This is a genomic window from Pseudomonas sp. S2_H10, assembly GCF_054668285.1.
In genome coordinates, this window is sequence record NZ_CP162754.1 from 5,528,280 (window position 1) to 5,543,742 (window position 15,463).

Annotated in this window: 13 protein-coding genes and 1 pseudogene; 4 read left to right on the top strand and 10 right to left on the bottom strand. The window is 61.3% G+C overall.

All coding sequences use genetic code 11. The annotated features are described in order from the left end of the window. Position 1: 1 nt before the first annotated feature. From AB4O16_RS24910 to gcl, 6 genes are all read right to left on the bottom strand, one after another. On the bottom strand, positions 2-916 hold the full coding sequence (locus AB4O16_RS24910; protein ID WP_460156080.1) for an urea transporter: 915 nt from the start codon (positions 914-916) through the stop codon (positions 2-4). A 118-nt stretch (positions 917-1,034) separates the two neighbouring features. Continuing rightward, positions 1,035-2,450, bottom strand: coding sequence for a pyruvate kinase (pyk, locus tag AB4O16_RS24915; protein ID WP_046037667.1), 1,416 nt, complete (start codon positions 2,448-2,450; stop codon positions 1,035-1,037). After that, positions 2,440-3,720 (bottom strand): glycerate kinase type-2 family protein, encoded by a 1,281-nt coding sequence (locus tag AB4O16_RS24920; RefSeq protein ID WP_460156081.1) that lies wholly within the window; start codon positions 3,718-3,720, stop codon positions 2,440-2,442. Before AB4O16_RS24920 ends, pyk begins: the two co-directional genes overlap by 11 nt. A 146-nt stretch (positions 3,721-3,866) precedes the next feature. Then, positions 3,867-4,760, bottom strand: coding sequence for a 2-hydroxy-3-oxopropionate reductase (locus tag AB4O16_RS24925; RefSeq protein WP_150716447.1), 894 nt, complete (start codon positions 4,758-4,760; stop codon positions 3,867-3,869). 148 nt (positions 4,761-4,908) lie between these two features. Further along, a complete protein-coding gene (gene hyi, locus AB4O16_RS24930; protein ID WP_160388288.1) occupies positions 4,909-5,691 on the bottom strand; it encodes a hydroxypyruvate isomerase in 783 nt (260 codons plus the stop codon). Positions 5,692-5,827: 136 nt separating this feature from the next. Further along, positions 5,828-7,603, bottom strand: a complete 1,776-nt coding sequence (gene gcl / locus AB4O16_RS24935) for a glyoxylate carboligase (protein WP_460156082.1) — start codon at positions 7,601-7,603, stop codon at positions 5,828-5,830. Between the two features lie 281 nt (positions 7,604-7,884). Here gcl and AB4O16_RS24940 point away from each other — a divergent pair, with 281 nt between their 5' ends. Together AB4O16_RS24940 and AB4O16_RS24945 are read left to right on the top strand one after the other, a co-directional pair. Then, a complete protein-coding gene (locus AB4O16_RS24940; protein ID WP_460156083.1) occupies positions 7,885-8,325 on the top strand; it encodes a GlcG/HbpS family heme-binding protein in 441 nt (146 codons plus the stop codon). A 206-nt stretch (positions 8,326-8,531) separates the two neighbouring features. Further along, the gene (locus AB4O16_RS24945; RefSeq protein ID WP_460156084.1) at positions 8,532-8,990 is read left to right on the top strand and encodes an REP-associated tyrosine transposase; all 459 of its coding nucleotides are present in this window, start codon (positions 8,532-8,534) and stop codon (positions 8,988-8,990) included. Between the two features lie 126 nt (positions 8,991-9,116). On the opposite strand, the gene AB4O16_RS24950 is transcribed toward AB4O16_RS24945, so the two are convergent. Continuing rightward, positions 9,117-9,725, bottom strand: a complete 609-nt coding sequence (locus AB4O16_RS24950) for a TetR/AcrR family transcriptional regulator (RefSeq protein WP_160388291.1) — start codon at positions 9,723-9,725, stop codon at positions 9,117-9,119. Positions 9,726-9,860: 135 nt separating this feature from the next. On the opposite strand from AB4O16_RS24950, the gene AB4O16_RS24955 reads away from it, so the two are divergent. Beyond that, the gene (locus AB4O16_RS24955; protein WP_460156085.1) at positions 9,861-10,775 is read left to right on the top strand and encodes a DUF808 domain-containing protein; all 915 of its coding nucleotides are present in this window, start codon (positions 9,861-9,863) and stop codon (positions 10,773-10,775) included. Positions 10,776-10,836: 61 nt separating this feature from the next. Here the strand turns inward: AB4O16_RS24955 and AB4O16_RS24960 are convergent, their stop codons facing one another. After that, positions 10,837-11,625: an MlaA family lipoprotein gene (locus AB4O16_RS24960; RefSeq protein WP_160388293.1), complete on the bottom strand. Its 789-nt coding sequence runs from the start codon at positions 11,623-11,625 to the stop codon at positions 10,837-10,839. Then, positions 11,618-12,916 carry a serine/threonine protein kinase gene (locus AB4O16_RS24965; RefSeq protein ID WP_160388294.1) on the bottom strand — a complete coding sequence of 433 codons (1,299 nt, stop codon included), beginning with the start codon at positions 12,914-12,916 and terminating at the stop codon, positions 11,618-11,620. The genes AB4O16_RS24960 and AB4O16_RS24965 overlap by 8 nt, the downstream gene beginning before the upstream one ends. A 225-nt stretch (positions 12,917-13,141) precedes the next feature. Here AB4O16_RS24965 and AB4O16_RS24970 point away from each other — a divergent pair, with 225 nt between their 5' ends. Further along, complete coding sequence (locus AB4O16_RS24970) at positions 13,142-13,510, top strand: hypothetical protein (protein ID WP_460156086.1); 369 nt, start codon at positions 13,142-13,144, stop codon at positions 13,508-13,510. A 124-nt stretch (positions 13,511-13,634) separates the two neighbouring features. Here AB4O16_RS24970 and AB4O16_RS24975 read toward each other — a convergent pair. Next, positions 13,635-15,231 (bottom strand): annotated as a pseudogene (locus tag AB4O16_RS24975) (glycoside hydrolase family 17 protein). Positions 15,232-15,463 lie beyond the last annotated feature (232 nt).

Sequence of the window (15,463 nt, forward strand, 5' to 3'; positions counted from 1 at the left end):
ATCAGCGCAGCCTAGGTTGATTCTCCTCCAGAGTGCAAGGCTCACTGGCAACCGTGGCCTTGCCAAGCATTTGCACCGCGCTGCGGACCAGCCAGCAGGCAAGAATGAACGGCGCGGTCAGCGTCGGCAGACCGATGACGGCGAACAGCGGGGTCAGCGCCAGCGCCAGGCCGATGCCCAGCAACGGCAGCCACGGCTGGCGACGCTGCGAGCTGAAGGCGAGGGCGGCGAGTACGGCGTTATAGCCACCCAGACCGAGCAGCGCCGTGTAGAAATCGTGCTGCAGCATGCTCCAGCCCATGCCCGCGACAGAGGCCAGCAACGCCCAGAAAAATGCACGGCGATCAGCGATCAGCAAGCCGGCGGCAATCATCGCACCGGCCAGCGGATGGCCGAGGAACATCACCTGGCCAATGCCTTTGAAGGGGGCGGCGAGCATGTTCAGGGTGCTGACTTCGATCAAGTGCGCCTCGGTCGACGGCGTGGCGAAGCACAGCAGCCCCCAGCTCAGCACCACGAACGGCGTGGTGTAGGCGGGGAGGTATTGGCTGAACCGGACGCGCTTGAGCCACTGCTGGGTGATCATCGCGCTCAGGCCACCGGCGGCCAGAATCAGCGGCGGCATCATCGCCGACCAGGGGAAATACAGGCTCAGCAACAGTCCGAGCAGAACGCCGTTGTAGCTGAACAACCCGGCCTGGCGATCAGCCTTGGCATAGTTGCGGCGTTGCGCAGTGAGCAGCCCGGCGACACCGCCCAGGAGGGCACCGCCGAGCAGGGCCGGGGCGGTGAACAGGATGGCCGAAAGAATCAGCAAACCGCACAGCGGATTGCGCTGGAGGAATATTTGACTGAAACCGTTGAGTAACGCTTCGGCCCAGTCGGGGCAGTGGGTGTTGAAATGGTTGGCGGGCATGGCAGATCTGAAAGGTCAGTGAAACCAGGTTGCTTTCATCGCCAGCAAGCCGGCTCCTACAGAAATACGCTGTCCCTGTAGGAGCCGGCTTGCTGGCGATGAGGCCGGTATGGGCGTTCTAGATCAACGTCTCGATACGCAAAGAGTTAGTCGACCCCGGCTGCCCAAAGGGCACACCGGCGGTGATCAACAGCGTGTCGCCTCGCTGGGCCATGCCTTGTGCCTGGGCGATCTCAAGCGCCGTGGAGCAGACTTCATCGACCTGGCGCAGGCGATCGTTGACCACCGAGTGCACACCCCAGGCCACGCTCAGGCGACGGGCGGTCTGCAGGTTCGGCGTCAGGTTGAGGATCGGCACCGTCGGCCGTTCCCGCGCCGCACGCAGGCTCGATGCGCCGGATTCGCTGTAGTTGACCAGCACCGCCACCGGCAGCACGTTGCTGATGCGGCGAATGGCGCAGCTGATCGCGTCGGAAACTGTCGCCTCGGCTTTCGGCCGGCTGACGTCGAGTTGAGTCTGATAGTCCGGACCGTTCTCCACCTGACGGATGATCTTGCTCATCATCTGCACGGCTTCGAGCGGGTATTCGCCGGACGCGGTTTCGGCCGACAGCATCACCGCGTCCGCACCTTCGGCCACCGCGTTGGCCACATCGGTTACCTCGGCGCGGGTTGGCGCCGGCGAGAAGCGCATCGACTCGAGCATCTGCGTCGCCACCACCACCGGTTTGCCGAGTTGGCGGCAGGTGCTGATGATGTTCTTCTGAATCTGCGGCACGCTTTCGGCGGGCACTTCCACGCCCAGGTCACCCCGGGCGACCATGATCGCGTCGCTCAATTCGGCGATCTCGCGCAGTTGTTCAACGGCAGACGGCTTTTCGATCTTGGCCATCAGGAACGCCTTGTCGCCGATCAGGGTACGGGCTTCGCGGATGTCATCGGGACGTTGCACGAACGACAGCGCCACCCAGTCCACACCCAGCTCCAGGCCGAAGGTCAGGTCGCGGCGATCCTTGGCGGTCAGCGGGCTCAGGTCGAGTACCGCTTGTGGCACGTTCACGCCTTTGCGGTCCGACAGTTCACCGCCGTTGAGCACGGTGGTGTCGATGGCGTCGGCGTACTTGGTCACGACCCGCAGGCGCAGCTTGCCGTCGTCGAGCAGCAGGTCCATGCCCGGCTCCAGGGCGGCGATGATTTCCGGGTGCGGCAGGTTGACCCGGCGCTCATCGCCCGGCGTGGCATCGAGGTCCAGGCGCAAGGCCTGGCCGCGCACCAGTTGCACCTTGCCTTCGGCGAACTTGCCGACCCGCAGTTTCGGGCCTTGCAGGTCCATCAGGATGCCCAATGGGTAATTCAGCTGGCGCTCGACTTCACGGATCCACTGGAAACGCTGGGCGTGGTCGGCGTGATCGCCATGGCTGAAGTTCAGGCGGAAGATGTTCACCCCGGCCAGTACCAGCTCACGGATGGCGTCGATGCCGTCGGTGGCAGGTCCCAGGGTGGCGAGGATTTTGACCTTTTTATCAGGCGTCATGTTTAGTGCTCTCAAGGATCAGAATGGCGCGGAAGTCGTTGACGTTGGTACGGGTCGGCTCGGTGACGATCAGCGCGTCGAGTGCCTCGAAGTAGCCGTAGCCGTTGTTGTTGTCCAACTCGTCACTGGCGCTCAGGCCCAGCGCGGCGGCGCGGGCGAAGCTGTCCGGGGTCATGATTGCGCCGGCGTTGTCTTCGGAACCGTCGATGCCGTCGGTGTCACCGGCCAGCGCGTAGACACCGGGCAGGCCTTTGAGGCTGTCGGTCAGGCTCAGCAGGAACTCGGCGTTGCGCCCGCCACGGCCGTTGCCGCGTACGGTCACGGTGGTTTCGCCACCGGAGAGAATCACGCAGGGCGCCGCCAGTGGCTGGCCGTGCAGGACGATCTGCCGCGCGATGCCGGCGTGGACTTTCGCCACCTCGCGGGATTCGCCTTCGAGGTCGCCGAGGATCAGCGGGCTGAACCCGGCCTTACGGCATTTCACCGCCGCCGCTTCCAGCGATTGTTGCGGGCGGGCGATCAACTGGAAATGACTGCGGGCCAGGCTCGGATCACCGGGCTTGACGGTTTCCGATTCGGGGCTTTGCAGCCAGGTGCGAACCGAGGCCGGAACCTCGATGGCGTAGCGCTTGAGGATCGCCAGCGCTTCGGCCGAGGTGCTTGGGTCGGCCACGGTAGGGCCGGAGGCGATGACCGTGGCGAGGTCGCCCGGTACATCGGAAATCGCGTAGGTGTAGACAGTGGCCGGCCAGCAGGCTTTGCCCAGGCGGCCGCCCTTGATCGCCGAGAGGTGCTTGCGCACGCAGTTCATCTCGCCGATGGTCGCCCCGGATTTGAGCAGGGCTTTGTTGATCGACTGCTTGTCGGCCAGGGTGATGCCGACCGCCGGCAGTGCCAGCAGGGCAGAACCGCCACCGGAGAGCAGGAAGATCACGCGGTCTTCTTCGCGCAGGTCACTGACCAGTTCGAACACGCGCTTGGCGACGGCAAGACCCGCAGCGTCAGGCACCGGATGCGCGGCTTCGACCACTTCGATTTTTTCGCACGGGGCGCCGTGACCGTAACGGGTCACCACCAGACCGGACACTTCACCCTGCCAGCAGCGCTCGACCACCTGGGCCATGGCGGCGGCGGCTTTACCGGCGCCAATGACGATCACCCGACCGCTGCGATCTTTGGGCAAATGGGCTTCGAGGACTTGCTGAGGATGGGCCGCGTCGATGGCTGTGGCGAACAGCTCGCGCAGGAATTGTTGCGGATCGACCGACATGGCGGGCTCCCGGAATTCTTGTTATTTGAAGGGAAACTCGGTGCTGTAGGAGCCGGCTTGCTGGCGATCCAGGCGACACGGCCTGTCATGCACACCGCGGTGATGCCATCGCCAGCAAGCCGGCTCCTACAGGGAGGGGGCAGGGCTTACTTCTTGTCGCGAATCGAGAAGTTGGCCATGTGTTCCAGGCCCTTGATCAGCGCCGAGTGGTCCCAGTTGCTGCCACCGATGGCCGCGCAGGTGCTGAACACTTGCTGGGTGTTGGCGGTGTTCGGCAGGTTGATGTTCAGCTCCTTGGCGCCTTGCAGGGCCAGGTTCAGGTCCTTCTGGTGCAGGCTGATGCGGAAGCCCGGATCGAAGGTGCCCTTGATCATGCGCTCGCCGTGCACTTCGAGGATCTTCGAGGAGGCGAAACCACCCATCAGTGCTTCACGCACCTTGGCTGGATCGGCACCGTTTTTCGCAGCGAACAGCAGGGCTTCGGCTACGGCCTGGATGTTCAGGGCGACGATGATCTGGTTGGCGACCTTGGCGGTCTGACCGTCGCCGTTGCCACCGACCAGGGTGATGTTCTTGCCCATGGCCTGGAACAGCGGCAGGGCGCGTTCGAAAGCGTCGGCATCGCCGCCGACCATGATGCTCAGGGTCGCGGCCTTGGCGCCGACTTCACCACCGGAAACAGGTGCGTCGAGGTATTGCGCGCCTTTTTCGTTGATCTTCGCGGCGAAGGCCTTGGTGGCGGTCGGCGAGATCGAGCTCATGTCGATGACGACTTTGCCTTTGCCCACGCCGGCAGCGATGCCGTCGGCACGGAACAGCACGTCATCGACCTGCGGGGTGTCCGGCACCATGACGATGATGAATTCGGCTTCCTGGGCCACATCGCGCGGGTTCGCCAGGGCGACGGCGCCACCGGCAACCAGGTCGGCAGGGGCGGCGTCGTGGTGCGCCGACAGGAACAGGCTGTGACCGGCTTTCTGCAGGTTCAACGCCATTGGGTGGCCCATGATGCCGGTGCCGATAAATCCGATTTTAGCCATGAGAAAATCCTCTTGTTTTTGTCTTGCTTCAAACAAATTGGGAACTGCTTTTGTAGGAGCCGGCTTGCTGGCGATGGCATCACTGCGGTGTGCTTGACAGACCGTGTCGCCTGGATCGCCAGCAAGCCGGCTCCTACAAGGATCAGCGTCAGATTGCGTTGTGGGTTTTCAACCAGCCCAGGCCCGCTTCGGTGGTGGTCAGCGGCTTGTATTCGCAACCGACCCAGCCCTGGTAACCGATGCGGTCCAGGTGTTCGAACAGGAAGCGGTAGTTGATTTCGCCGGTGCCTGGTTCGTTGCGCCCCGGGTTGTCCGCGAGCTGTACATGGTTGATCTCGCCCAGGTGCGATTGCAGGGTGCGGGCCAGATCGCCTTCCATGATTTGCATGTGGTAGATGTCGTATTGCAGGAACAGGTTGGCGCTGCCGACCTGCTCGCGAATCGACAGGGCTTGCGCCGTGTTGTTCAGGTAGAAGCCCGGGATGTCACGGGTGTTGATCGCTTCCATCACCAGTTTGATGCCCGCCGCTTGCAGCTTGTCGGCCGCGTACTTGAGGTTGGCGACGAAGGTTTTTTCCACGGTGGCGTCGTCAAAACCCTGCGGACGAATACCGGCCAGGCAGTTGACCTGGGTGTTGCCCAGAACCTGCGCGTAGGCGATGGCCAGGTCGACACCGGCACGGAACTCTTCCACCCGATCCGGCAGGCACGCGATGCCGCGTTCGCCCTTGGCCCAGTCACCGGCCGGCAGGTTGAACAGCACTTGGGTCAGACCGTTGGCGTCGAGCGTGGCCTTGATTTCGGCGGAGCTGAAATCGTACGGGAACAGGTATTCGACACCACTGAAACCGGCCTTGGCGGCCGCTTCGAAACGGGCGAGAAAGTCCTGTTCGGTGAACAGCATGGACAGGTTGGCTGCGAAACGCGGCATGGTGGTCTCCTGTAAATTTGTGAGGCCCCCTGTAGGAGCCGGCTTGCTGGCGATGGCGTTGTGTCAGTCACATCAATGTCGATTGATACACCGCTATCGCCAGCAAGCCGGCTCCTACAAGGGACGCGGTCAGCAGTTAATCGAGCAACGAAATCGCAGTCGGTGCGTCGTCGCCAACCAGCGCCAGGTCTTCGAACTCGTTGACGGCGTTGATCTCGGTGCCCATGGAAATGTTGGTCACACGCTCCAGAATAATCTCGACAATCACTGGAACCTTGAACTCTTCGATCAGCTCCTGGGCCTTGCGCAGGGCAGGCTGGATCTGGGACGGTTCGAACACACGCAGTGCCTTGCAGCCCAGGCCCTCGGCCACCGCGACGTGGTCCACACCGTAGCCGTTGAGTTCCGGTGCGTTGAGGTTGTCGAAGGACAACTGCACGCAGTAGTCCATGTCGAAACCGCGCTGCGCCTGGCGGATCAGACCCAGGTACGAGTTGTTCACCACGACGTGGATGTACGGCAGCTTGAACTGCGCACCCACCGCCAACTCCTCGATCATGAACTGGAAGTCATAGTCCCCCGACAGGGCCACGACTTTACGGTTCGGATCGGCCTTGACCACGCCCAGCGCGGCCGGAATGGTCCAGCCCAACGGGCCGGCCTGGCCGCAGTTGATCCAGTGACGCGGCTTGTAGACGTGCAGGAACTGCGCGCCGGCAATCTGCGACAGACCGATGGTGCTGACGTAGCAGGTGTCTTTGCCGAACACCTGGTTCATTTCTTCGTAAACGCGTTGCGGCTTGACCGGCACGTTGTCGAAGTGAGTCTTGCGATGCAGGCTGGCTTTACGCTGCTGGCAGTCTTGCAGCCAGGCGCTGCGGTTCTTCAGCTTGCCGGCGGCTTGCCATTCGCGAGCGACTTCGATGAACACGGTCAGCGCGGCAGCGGCGTCGGACACGATGCCCAGGTCCGGGGTGAACACGCGGCCGATCTGCGTGCCTTCGATGTCGACGTGGATGAACTTGCGGCCTTCGGTGTACACGTCGACCGAACCGGTGTGACGGTTGGCCCAGCGGTTACCGATGCCCAGTACCACGTCGGATTTGAGCATGGTCGCGTTGCCGTAGCGGTGCGACGTCTGCAAGCCAACCATGCCCACCATCAGTGGGTGATCGTCCGGGATGGTGCCCCAGCCCATCAGGGTCGGGATAACCGGAATACCGGTCAGCTCGGCGAACTCCACCAGCAGGTCGCTGGCGTCGGCATTGATGATGCCACCACCGGCTACCAGCAGTGGACGCTCAGCCTGATCGAGCAGGGCCAGAGCCTTCTCGACCTGAACGCGGCTGGCGGTCGGCTTGGCCAAAGGCAGCGGCTGGTAGGCGTCGATGTCGAATTCGATCTCGGCCATCTGCACGTCGAACGGCAGGTCGATCAGCACCGGGCCTGGACGGCCGGAGCGCATTTCAAAGAAAGCTTTCTGGAACGCGTAAGGCACCTGGCCCGGTTCGAGAACAGTGGTCGCCCACTTGGTGACTGGCTTGACGATGCTGGTGATGTCGACAGCCTGGAAGTCTTCCTTGTGCATACGGGCGCGGGGTGCCTGGCCGGTAATGCAGAGGATTGGAATCGAGTCGGCCGAGGCGCTGTAGAGCCCGGTGACCATGTCGGTGCCGGCAGGGCCGGAAGTCCCGATGCACACGCCGATGTTGCCGGCCTTGGTGCGGGTGTAGCCCTCGGCCATGTGCGAGGCGCCTTCAACGTGGCGAGCGAGTACGTGATCGATGCCGCCGACTTTTTGCAAGGCGTTGTACAGCGGGTTGATGGCTGCACCCGGGATGCCAAAAGCGGTATCAACCCCTTCACGGCGCATCACCAGAACGGCGGCTTCGATTGCTCTCATTTTGCTCATGGTTTTGTGCCTCTTTACGTTTTGTAATTGTATACAAGTGGCTTTGCGCAGAGTGTATTCACGGCGGACGGCGCAGGTCAATCCATTTTCTCAAGCGCTTGTTTCATTCGACGGAAGGCCAATCTACTGTGGCTTTTCGTCGCATGTGGCGATTTTCGAGAATTATTGTATACAAAAAAATAGTTCATTGTGTTCTATTTGTTGCATCGGGCTGCGGCAGATCGTCTCGCACTTGTGCCGCAGCCCCACGGCTTTCCGAAAAACAAAATGAGGACGGCACCATGAGCGCTTTAACCTTGAAAGTCGCAGTCAACCTGGTCAACGAAGCCATCAGCGCAGGGCGTGCGATTTGCGCGGCACCCTTGACCATCGCGGTACTGGATGCCGGCGGGCATCTGATCACCCTGCAACGCGAAGACGGCGCCAGCCTGCTGCGCCCGCACGTCGCCATCGGCAAAGCCTGGGGCGCCATCGCGCTGGGCAAGGGGTCACGCCTGCTGGCGCTGGACGCCCAGCAACGCCCGGCGTTCATCGCCGCATTGAACAGCCTGGGGCAGGGCAGCGTCGTGCCGGCACCGGGTGGTGTGCTGGTTCGCGATCAGGACGGGAATGTGCTGGGGGCGGTAGGGATCAGCGGCGATCTGTCGGATGTTGACGAGCAGTGCGCGATCAATGCGATCGAGGCGTTGGGGTTGGTGGCGGATGCGGGGGTGGCGGCTTGATCGGCAGCGCCTGAGCTAATGCCATCGCGGGCAAGCCCCACAATGATCGAAGGTGCTCACATATTTTATGTACACCATCAGGCCCTGTGGGAGCGGGCTTGCCCGCGATGGCTATCGACGGGACACATCCAGCTAAAGGTCTGCATGACCATCCGGCATTTCCGGGGCTAGCCTTCTCATGACTTCATCATGAGAGTGGCAAAGGAATGCCGGATTCACCTGCTTCACATCGCCTGCGCACGAGTCGCTATGCCGAACCCAATCGAATCTATTTACTGACCACCAATACGCTTGGCCGAGAACCGGTTTTTGCCGATTACGCTTTGGGCAGATTGGTGGTGCATCAATTTCGCCGGGCACAAGATCTTGGATTGGCTAAGTCACTGGCTTGGGTTGTCATGCCCGACCATTTTCATTGGCTGGTCGAATTGGAAAACTGTTCGCTCAGAAAGCTCATGCGCCAGACTAAATCCCTGATTACGCGGGACGTGAATCTTTCGAATGGTAGAGGTGGACCGCTTTGGCAGCAGGGTTATCACGACCGGGCGTTGAGGCGGGAGGAGGATTTGGTGAAGTTAGCTCGGTATGTGGTAGCAAATCCACTGCGAGCCGGGCTTGTTGAAAAGCTTGGTGACTATCCGTTGTGGGATGCCGTTTGGGTTTGAACCGGTACCGAGTCGCCTTCATCGCTGGCAAGCCAGCTCCCACAGGTTTCTGTGTTGAACTCAAGCTTTGTGAACGGCACAAATCTCTGTGGGAGCTGGCTTGCCAGCGATGGCCATACCACAGGTCTACCTGTCCGGCTCACACCCCTTCAACACCAACCGGATAATCGTCTGCGCCGCCGCTTCATAATCCTCTTCATCGAGCCGGGCCTTGCCGGTGATGGCGGTGATCTGCCAGTCGAAGTCGGCGTAGGTCTGGGTCGCGGCCCAGATGCTGAACATCAGGTGGTTGGGGTCGATGGGGGCGATTTGGCCGCGGTCGATCCAGGTCTGGATGCACTCGATGTTGTGTTTGGCCTGGCCATTGAGCTGTTCGACCAGATCGCTGCTCAGGTGGGGGGCGCCGTGCATGATTTCGCTGGCGAACACCTTGGAGGCGAAAGGCAGGTCGCGGGAGATGCGGATTTTCGAGCGAATGTAGCCGCTGAGCACTTCACCGGGTTCACCGTCCGGGTTGAACGGCGTCGAAGCCTGCAGGATCGGCTCGATGATGCTTTCCAGGACCTCGCGGTAGAGGTTTTCCTTGGATTTGAAGTAGTAGTAGACGTTGGGCTTGGGCAATCCCGCCTTGGCTGCGATGTCACTGGTTTTGGTCGCAGCGAAGCCCTTGTCGGCGAACTCCTCACTGGCGGCACGCAGGATCAATTGTTTGTTGCGCTCGCGGATAGTGCTCATAAACCCGGTGATTCCTTGCCTGTTCTGGCGGTTGCGCATGGTATCACCGGCCTCGCGCGGCGCTCAAGAATGCACCGCAGCCCGTGATGCCGCGCTATGCTGCTGCGCATTCATTTGCAGAAGGAAACCCGATTCATGGCAGGAAGCAGTTTGCTGGTGCTGATCGACGACATCGCGGCCGTGCTGGACGACGTGTCGGTGATGACCAAAATGGCCGCCAAGAAAACCGCCGGCGTACTCGGTGACGACCTGGCACTCAATGCCCAGCAAGTCAGCGGCGTGCGGGCCGAGCGGGAAATCCCGGTGGTCTGGGCGGTCGCCAAGGGTTCGTTCATCAATAAATTGATCCTGGTGCCGTCGGCGCTGGCGATCAGTGCATTCATTCCGTGGCTGGTCACCCCGTTGTTGATGGTGGGTGGCGCCTACTTGTGCTTTGAGGGTTTTGAAAAACTCGCCCACAAGTTCCTGCACAGCAAGGCCGAAGACCACGCTGAGCATGCCGAACTGGTCGAGGCGGTGGCGGACCCGGCGGTCGACCTGGTGGCGTTCGAAAAGGACAAGATCAAAGGCGCGATCCGCACCGACTTCATTCTTTCGGCGGAAATCATCGCCATTACCCTCGGCACCGTGGCCGGTGCGCCATTGAGCCAGCAAGTCATCGTGCTGTCGGGGATCGCAATCGTCATGACCGTCGGCGTGTACGGGTTGGTGGCGGGTATCGTCAAACTCGATGACCTGGGACTCTGGCTGACCCAGAAACCCGGGCAGATGGCGAAAAGCATCGGTGGCGCCATCCTGCGTGCTGCGCCGTACATGATGAAAAGCCTGTCGGTGATTGGCACGGCGGCAATGTTTCTGGTCGGCGGCGGCATCCTGACCCACGGCGTGCCGGTGGTGCATCACTGGATCGAAAGTGTCAGTGCGGCGGCGGGTGGCGGCGGATTTATCGTGCCGGTGTTGCTCAATGGCGTAGCGGGGATTGTCGCAGGGGCGGTGGTGTTGGTTGGCGTGATGGCCGTCAGCAAGATCTGGAAAGCCCTGAAAGGCTGAAGACAGCACATGACAACTGTGGGAGCGGGCTTGCTCCCACAGTGTTTTTCGGCTGCCTTGTTTACTCGGCGACCTGCAACTTGCGCGCTTCGGTGTACACGTAGCGTACTTTCTCGTACTCGAACGGCGAGTTCATCTGGCCATAGCGGAAGCTGGTCTGGTTGCGCTTGTCGATGCCGCGCAGGATCCAGACTTCCGGATGGTTGGAGCTGACTTCGGCCACGTTGAGGAAGTTGATCGCATTCTCGGCCGTGTAGTCCACCAGCAGGCCGCCGGTGTCACGCAGGTTCGACGGACCGAGGATCGGCAGGACGAAGTAAGCGCCGCCCGGCACGCCATAGAAGCCCAGGGTCTGGCCGAAGTCTTCGCTCTGGCGCGGCAGGCCCATGGCGGTGGCCGGGTCCCACAGGCCGGCGATGCCGATGGTGGTGTTGAGCAACAGGCGCCCGGTGGTTTCCAGCGAACGCTGACCCTTGAGTTGCAGCAGGCTGTTCAACAGGTTGGGCACGTCGCCGAGGTTGTTGAAGAAGTTGCTGACACCGGTGCGCAGGAAGCTTGGGGTGACGTAGCGGTAACCGTTGACCACCGGCAGGAACACCCATTGGTCGAAGCGGTAGTTGAAGTGATAGACGCGTCGGTTCCACTCTTCCAGCGGATCGTAGACGGCCAGTGCGCCGAGCGTCGAGCGCTCGAACTCGCGCTGATCCAGGCCCGGGTTGAATTTGAGTTTGCTCAGCGGTTCCTTGAAGCCGTCACTGTCGACGACCACGGGGGCGTTGGCTTTGCTGTTGTCTGCCTGGGCGACGCCTGCACAGAGTAACGCTGCAAGAAGCAGGAGATATTTAGCCACGGAAGAACTCCAGCATGGCGTCGCTGTTGACGCGGTAGTTAATGTTGCCGCAATGCCCACCCAGCGGGTAAACGGTCAAGCGGTCACCGAAAGTCTTGCGCAGGAAGCCCAGGTCGCCAGGGCCGAGGATCACGTCATCGGCGTTGTGCATCACGGCGATTTTCGGGCTTTTTTGCAGATAGTCCTTCAGCGCATACAGGCTGACCTGGTCAATCAGTTGCAGCAGGCTGCCGCCGTCGGTGCGGGCGCGCCACATCGGGATGACCTGTTCGGTGATGTAGCAGTCGAAGTCGCATTGCAGCGCACGCTTGAGGAATGGCGTGAGGCTGGTGCCCTCGGTGATCGGGAACTTGGGCGGGGTGATCAGGCCGCGACGGTTGATCAGGTCCGAGGTGAAGGCGATGTCCGCCGCCGAGAAACGGAACGACGTACCGATCAGCATGGCCATCTGCTCGTTGGTCAGGTGCTGTTTGGATTGCTGGAAGTCGTAGAGCAGGGCGTCGTTGAGGTCGATGTAGCCCTTTTGCTGGAAGTAGCGGGTCAGCTTGTCCAGCACCAGTTCATAGAAGGTGGTGCTGTTGTTGATGCCCTTGACCTCGGTCTGGACCAGCTTGTCGAGGTTGCTGATCGAGGTGTAGAGATTGACCGGCGGGTTGAGCAGCAGGACTTTCTTGAAGTTGAAGCTGCGCCGGGTTTCGTCCAGGTGCGCGACGAAAGCGGCATCCAGCGCACCGAGGCTGTACCCGGTCAGGTAGTAATCGGTGACCGGCAATTTCGGGTTCTGTGCCCGCACGGCCTGCATTACCCGGTACAGGTCTTCGGCGTCTTCCTTGGACACGCCCGGCGTGGCGAAGCGCGATGCGGCGCTGATGAAGTCATAGCTGGTGGGCGATGACAGCTGCACCACGTGGTAGCCGGCCTTGTAGTAGAGCTTCTTCAGGTATTCGTTCAGGGTGCTGTCGTAGCGTGCACCGGTACCGGCGATCAGGAAAATCAGCGGTGCGGCGTGATCCTGCGTGGCAATGAGGTAGTTGAGTTTCTTCACCGCCCAGAAATTGTCCGGCAGCTCGAACGCCCGTTCCGGACGCAAGGTGACGCTGCGCACTGACTGATCGATGTCTTCGTCCAGCGGTAGCTCCGGACGCAGGTCCGGAGGCGTGGTCGCGATGGTCGCCTCGAACGGGTTGGTCAGGGGGTAGCCATAACTGGCGGCGTCAATGTCGACCGCCAGTGCAGACGCACTCAATATAAGGCCGCCAAACAGGGCGGCGAAGCGCAAGGAACGGAGCATGACTAAATCCCTTAGAAGAAGGTGCCGGATGAATTTCGCAGGCTATGACCACCGGATATGCGCCTAAGTGCCAACCATCGGCACCAAACAGGCTTGATTTCGAAGTAATAGTAGCTGGACGATACACTTTGCAGCGATTGAATGACCAGTTAACAGTTGTTATAGCTTGCGAAACGTTTAAGGGCGATTAAGCTGGCCGCCGTTTTTCGCCGATTGGAGTGTTCCATGTCTCGCCGCCTGCCCGTGATTCTGCTGCTCGTTTTGCTGCCTGTATGGCTGGCCGCCAGTTATGGCGCGCGTTATGGCTTCATGGAGGATGCGCAGTGGGTCGGCATTTGCGTGGATGGGGTCAGCCGCTGGGAATGCCAGGTGCGTTCGAACCTGGGCTTGATGATTCACTTCGCGGTGCTGGGCTGGGCTGCGTTGGCGTCAGCCATCGTCGGCTTCGTCGTGCCGGGACGGGCAGGGTGGTGGCTGGCGGTGCTGGCGTTGGTGCTCGGGTTCCCGGCGCTGGCGTTGTACAACACCACGCTGGCGGTGTTTGCGGTGGTGATTGCGGGGTTGCGGTTGGTCAGGGAGTCTCGTAGCGCCTGACTGGCCTCATCGCGGGCAAGCCCGCTCCCACAGGGATCTTTGTCGTACACAAACTCTGTGTTCACTGAGTAACCCTGTGGGAGCGGGCTTGCCCGCGATGGCGAACTATCAGGTCGCTAAAGAATCAAGCCTTGCGAACGCGCAGGCAGCGCCACAACGCCGCCGCCATCAACCCGCTCACCAGCGCCCAGCCCAAGGCCTGGTGGTTCTGCAGGCCTTCAACGAACAACTGCGGCGCAATACCGGCTCCGATGATGAAGGTCAGCAAGGCAATCTCGCGGCGCGGCACGTTCACCGGGCGGCACAGATAAACCAGCGCCGGCAAGATGAACGCGACACTCGGGAAGCTGCGGTAGCGCGGGTCGAGCACCAGTTCCAGCATCATCACGGCTGCCGCGAAGCCTGCCGTTGCCACCAGCCAGCCAGCCCGACGTTCCAGCACGTTGAAAACCTGTGCGCGCCAGCCGCTGCGAGGGCTCAATGCCAGTGCGGCATGGGCCAGTACCAGCAGGTTCAGAGCGGTCAGCAAGCCGACCCATAGCCATTCGCTGGCAAAACGCGTGGTCACCCGTGCCAGGTCACCCCAGGCGCCAATCGAACAGGCCGCCAACGCGGCGAGCAGGGGCAGCACCAGCGCCGAGCGCGTCGTGCGAACCCGGCCGCCCAGCAACAACGTGCCGATGAAGATCAAGCCACCCACCGCCAGCCATTGCGACCAGTACGGTACGTTTGTCACCGGCCCGGCCAGTACGCCCTTGTCCTGGCGATCGGCATCGAACAGTCCCCAGTAACCCCCGACCGCACCTTCACTGGCGCGTTTCCATGGCTGGTCGAAGGCTTCGATCAGGTTGTAGTGCCAGCCCTGTTGCTCGGCCATGGCGACAAAACCACGAATGAACCTGGCTTCGTTGACCCGACTTGGAACAGCGATGCGGCGCTGACGGCCTTCACTGGGCCAGCCAGTTTCGCCGATAAACACTTCCTTGGGGGCGAACATACTGCCGAACATCTTGCGCACATCGGCAAGTTGCGACAGGGAGACCTCGACGTCCCAAGGGTAATCGCCCCAGTAAGGCAACAGGTGGATAGTCACGAAGTCCACCGATGGAGCGATTTCCGGATGCTTTTGCCAAAACTCCCAAACGTCTGCGTAGGTGACGGGTTGTTTGACCTGACTCTTGACTCGATCAATCAGTTTTACCAGCTGGGTGCTGGTGACTTCCTTACGCAACAGGGCCTCGTTGCCGACGATTACCGCAGTGACCACGTCCGGGTTGGCGTTGGCTTCGGCGATCAGCAGCTCCACTTCCTTGGCGGTATCCACCGGGTTGCTGTTGACCCAGGCGCCGATCATCATTTTCAGGCCATGCTTGCGCGCCAGTTCCGGCAGGGCTTCGAGGCCGGTCATGGAATAGGTGCGGATGCATTCGAAGCTTTTGGACAGCAGCGCGAGGTCGGCATCCATGCGCTCGGGGCGCAAGTTGAATGGAACGTCGAATGGCGACTGGTCTTTATCGAACGGGGTATAAGAGGCGCATTGCAGCTTGTGCGTCGCGCTGGCGACATCCGGCAGGATCACTGGTTTGCCGAGGCCGTACCAGAAGCCGCCAAGGGCAAACAACCCCAGCAGGCAAGCGAATAGATAAGCAGCAAAAGGGAAACGGGATGTCGCGGACATGGTCACTGCCGTGTGGGAGCAAAGCGGCGCATGTTACCTGCATTTAACACGTGTCTGGTGGCTTGCATGATTTTGACATGCAAAGTTCGGGCGGGTTGGCGTGGGTGTTTGTCGTGGTCAGGATTAATGGCTTTCTGATGTCGTTTCTCGATGCCTTGAGGTCGCTGGCAGAGCAGGTCGCGATGAGCGTCAGGTTGATTATCGAGGCGTCAGTACTCCGCTGATGTTCGGACGAGTTTGCGGTGAGGCGTGATGGGGGCGCTGAGCACCATAAC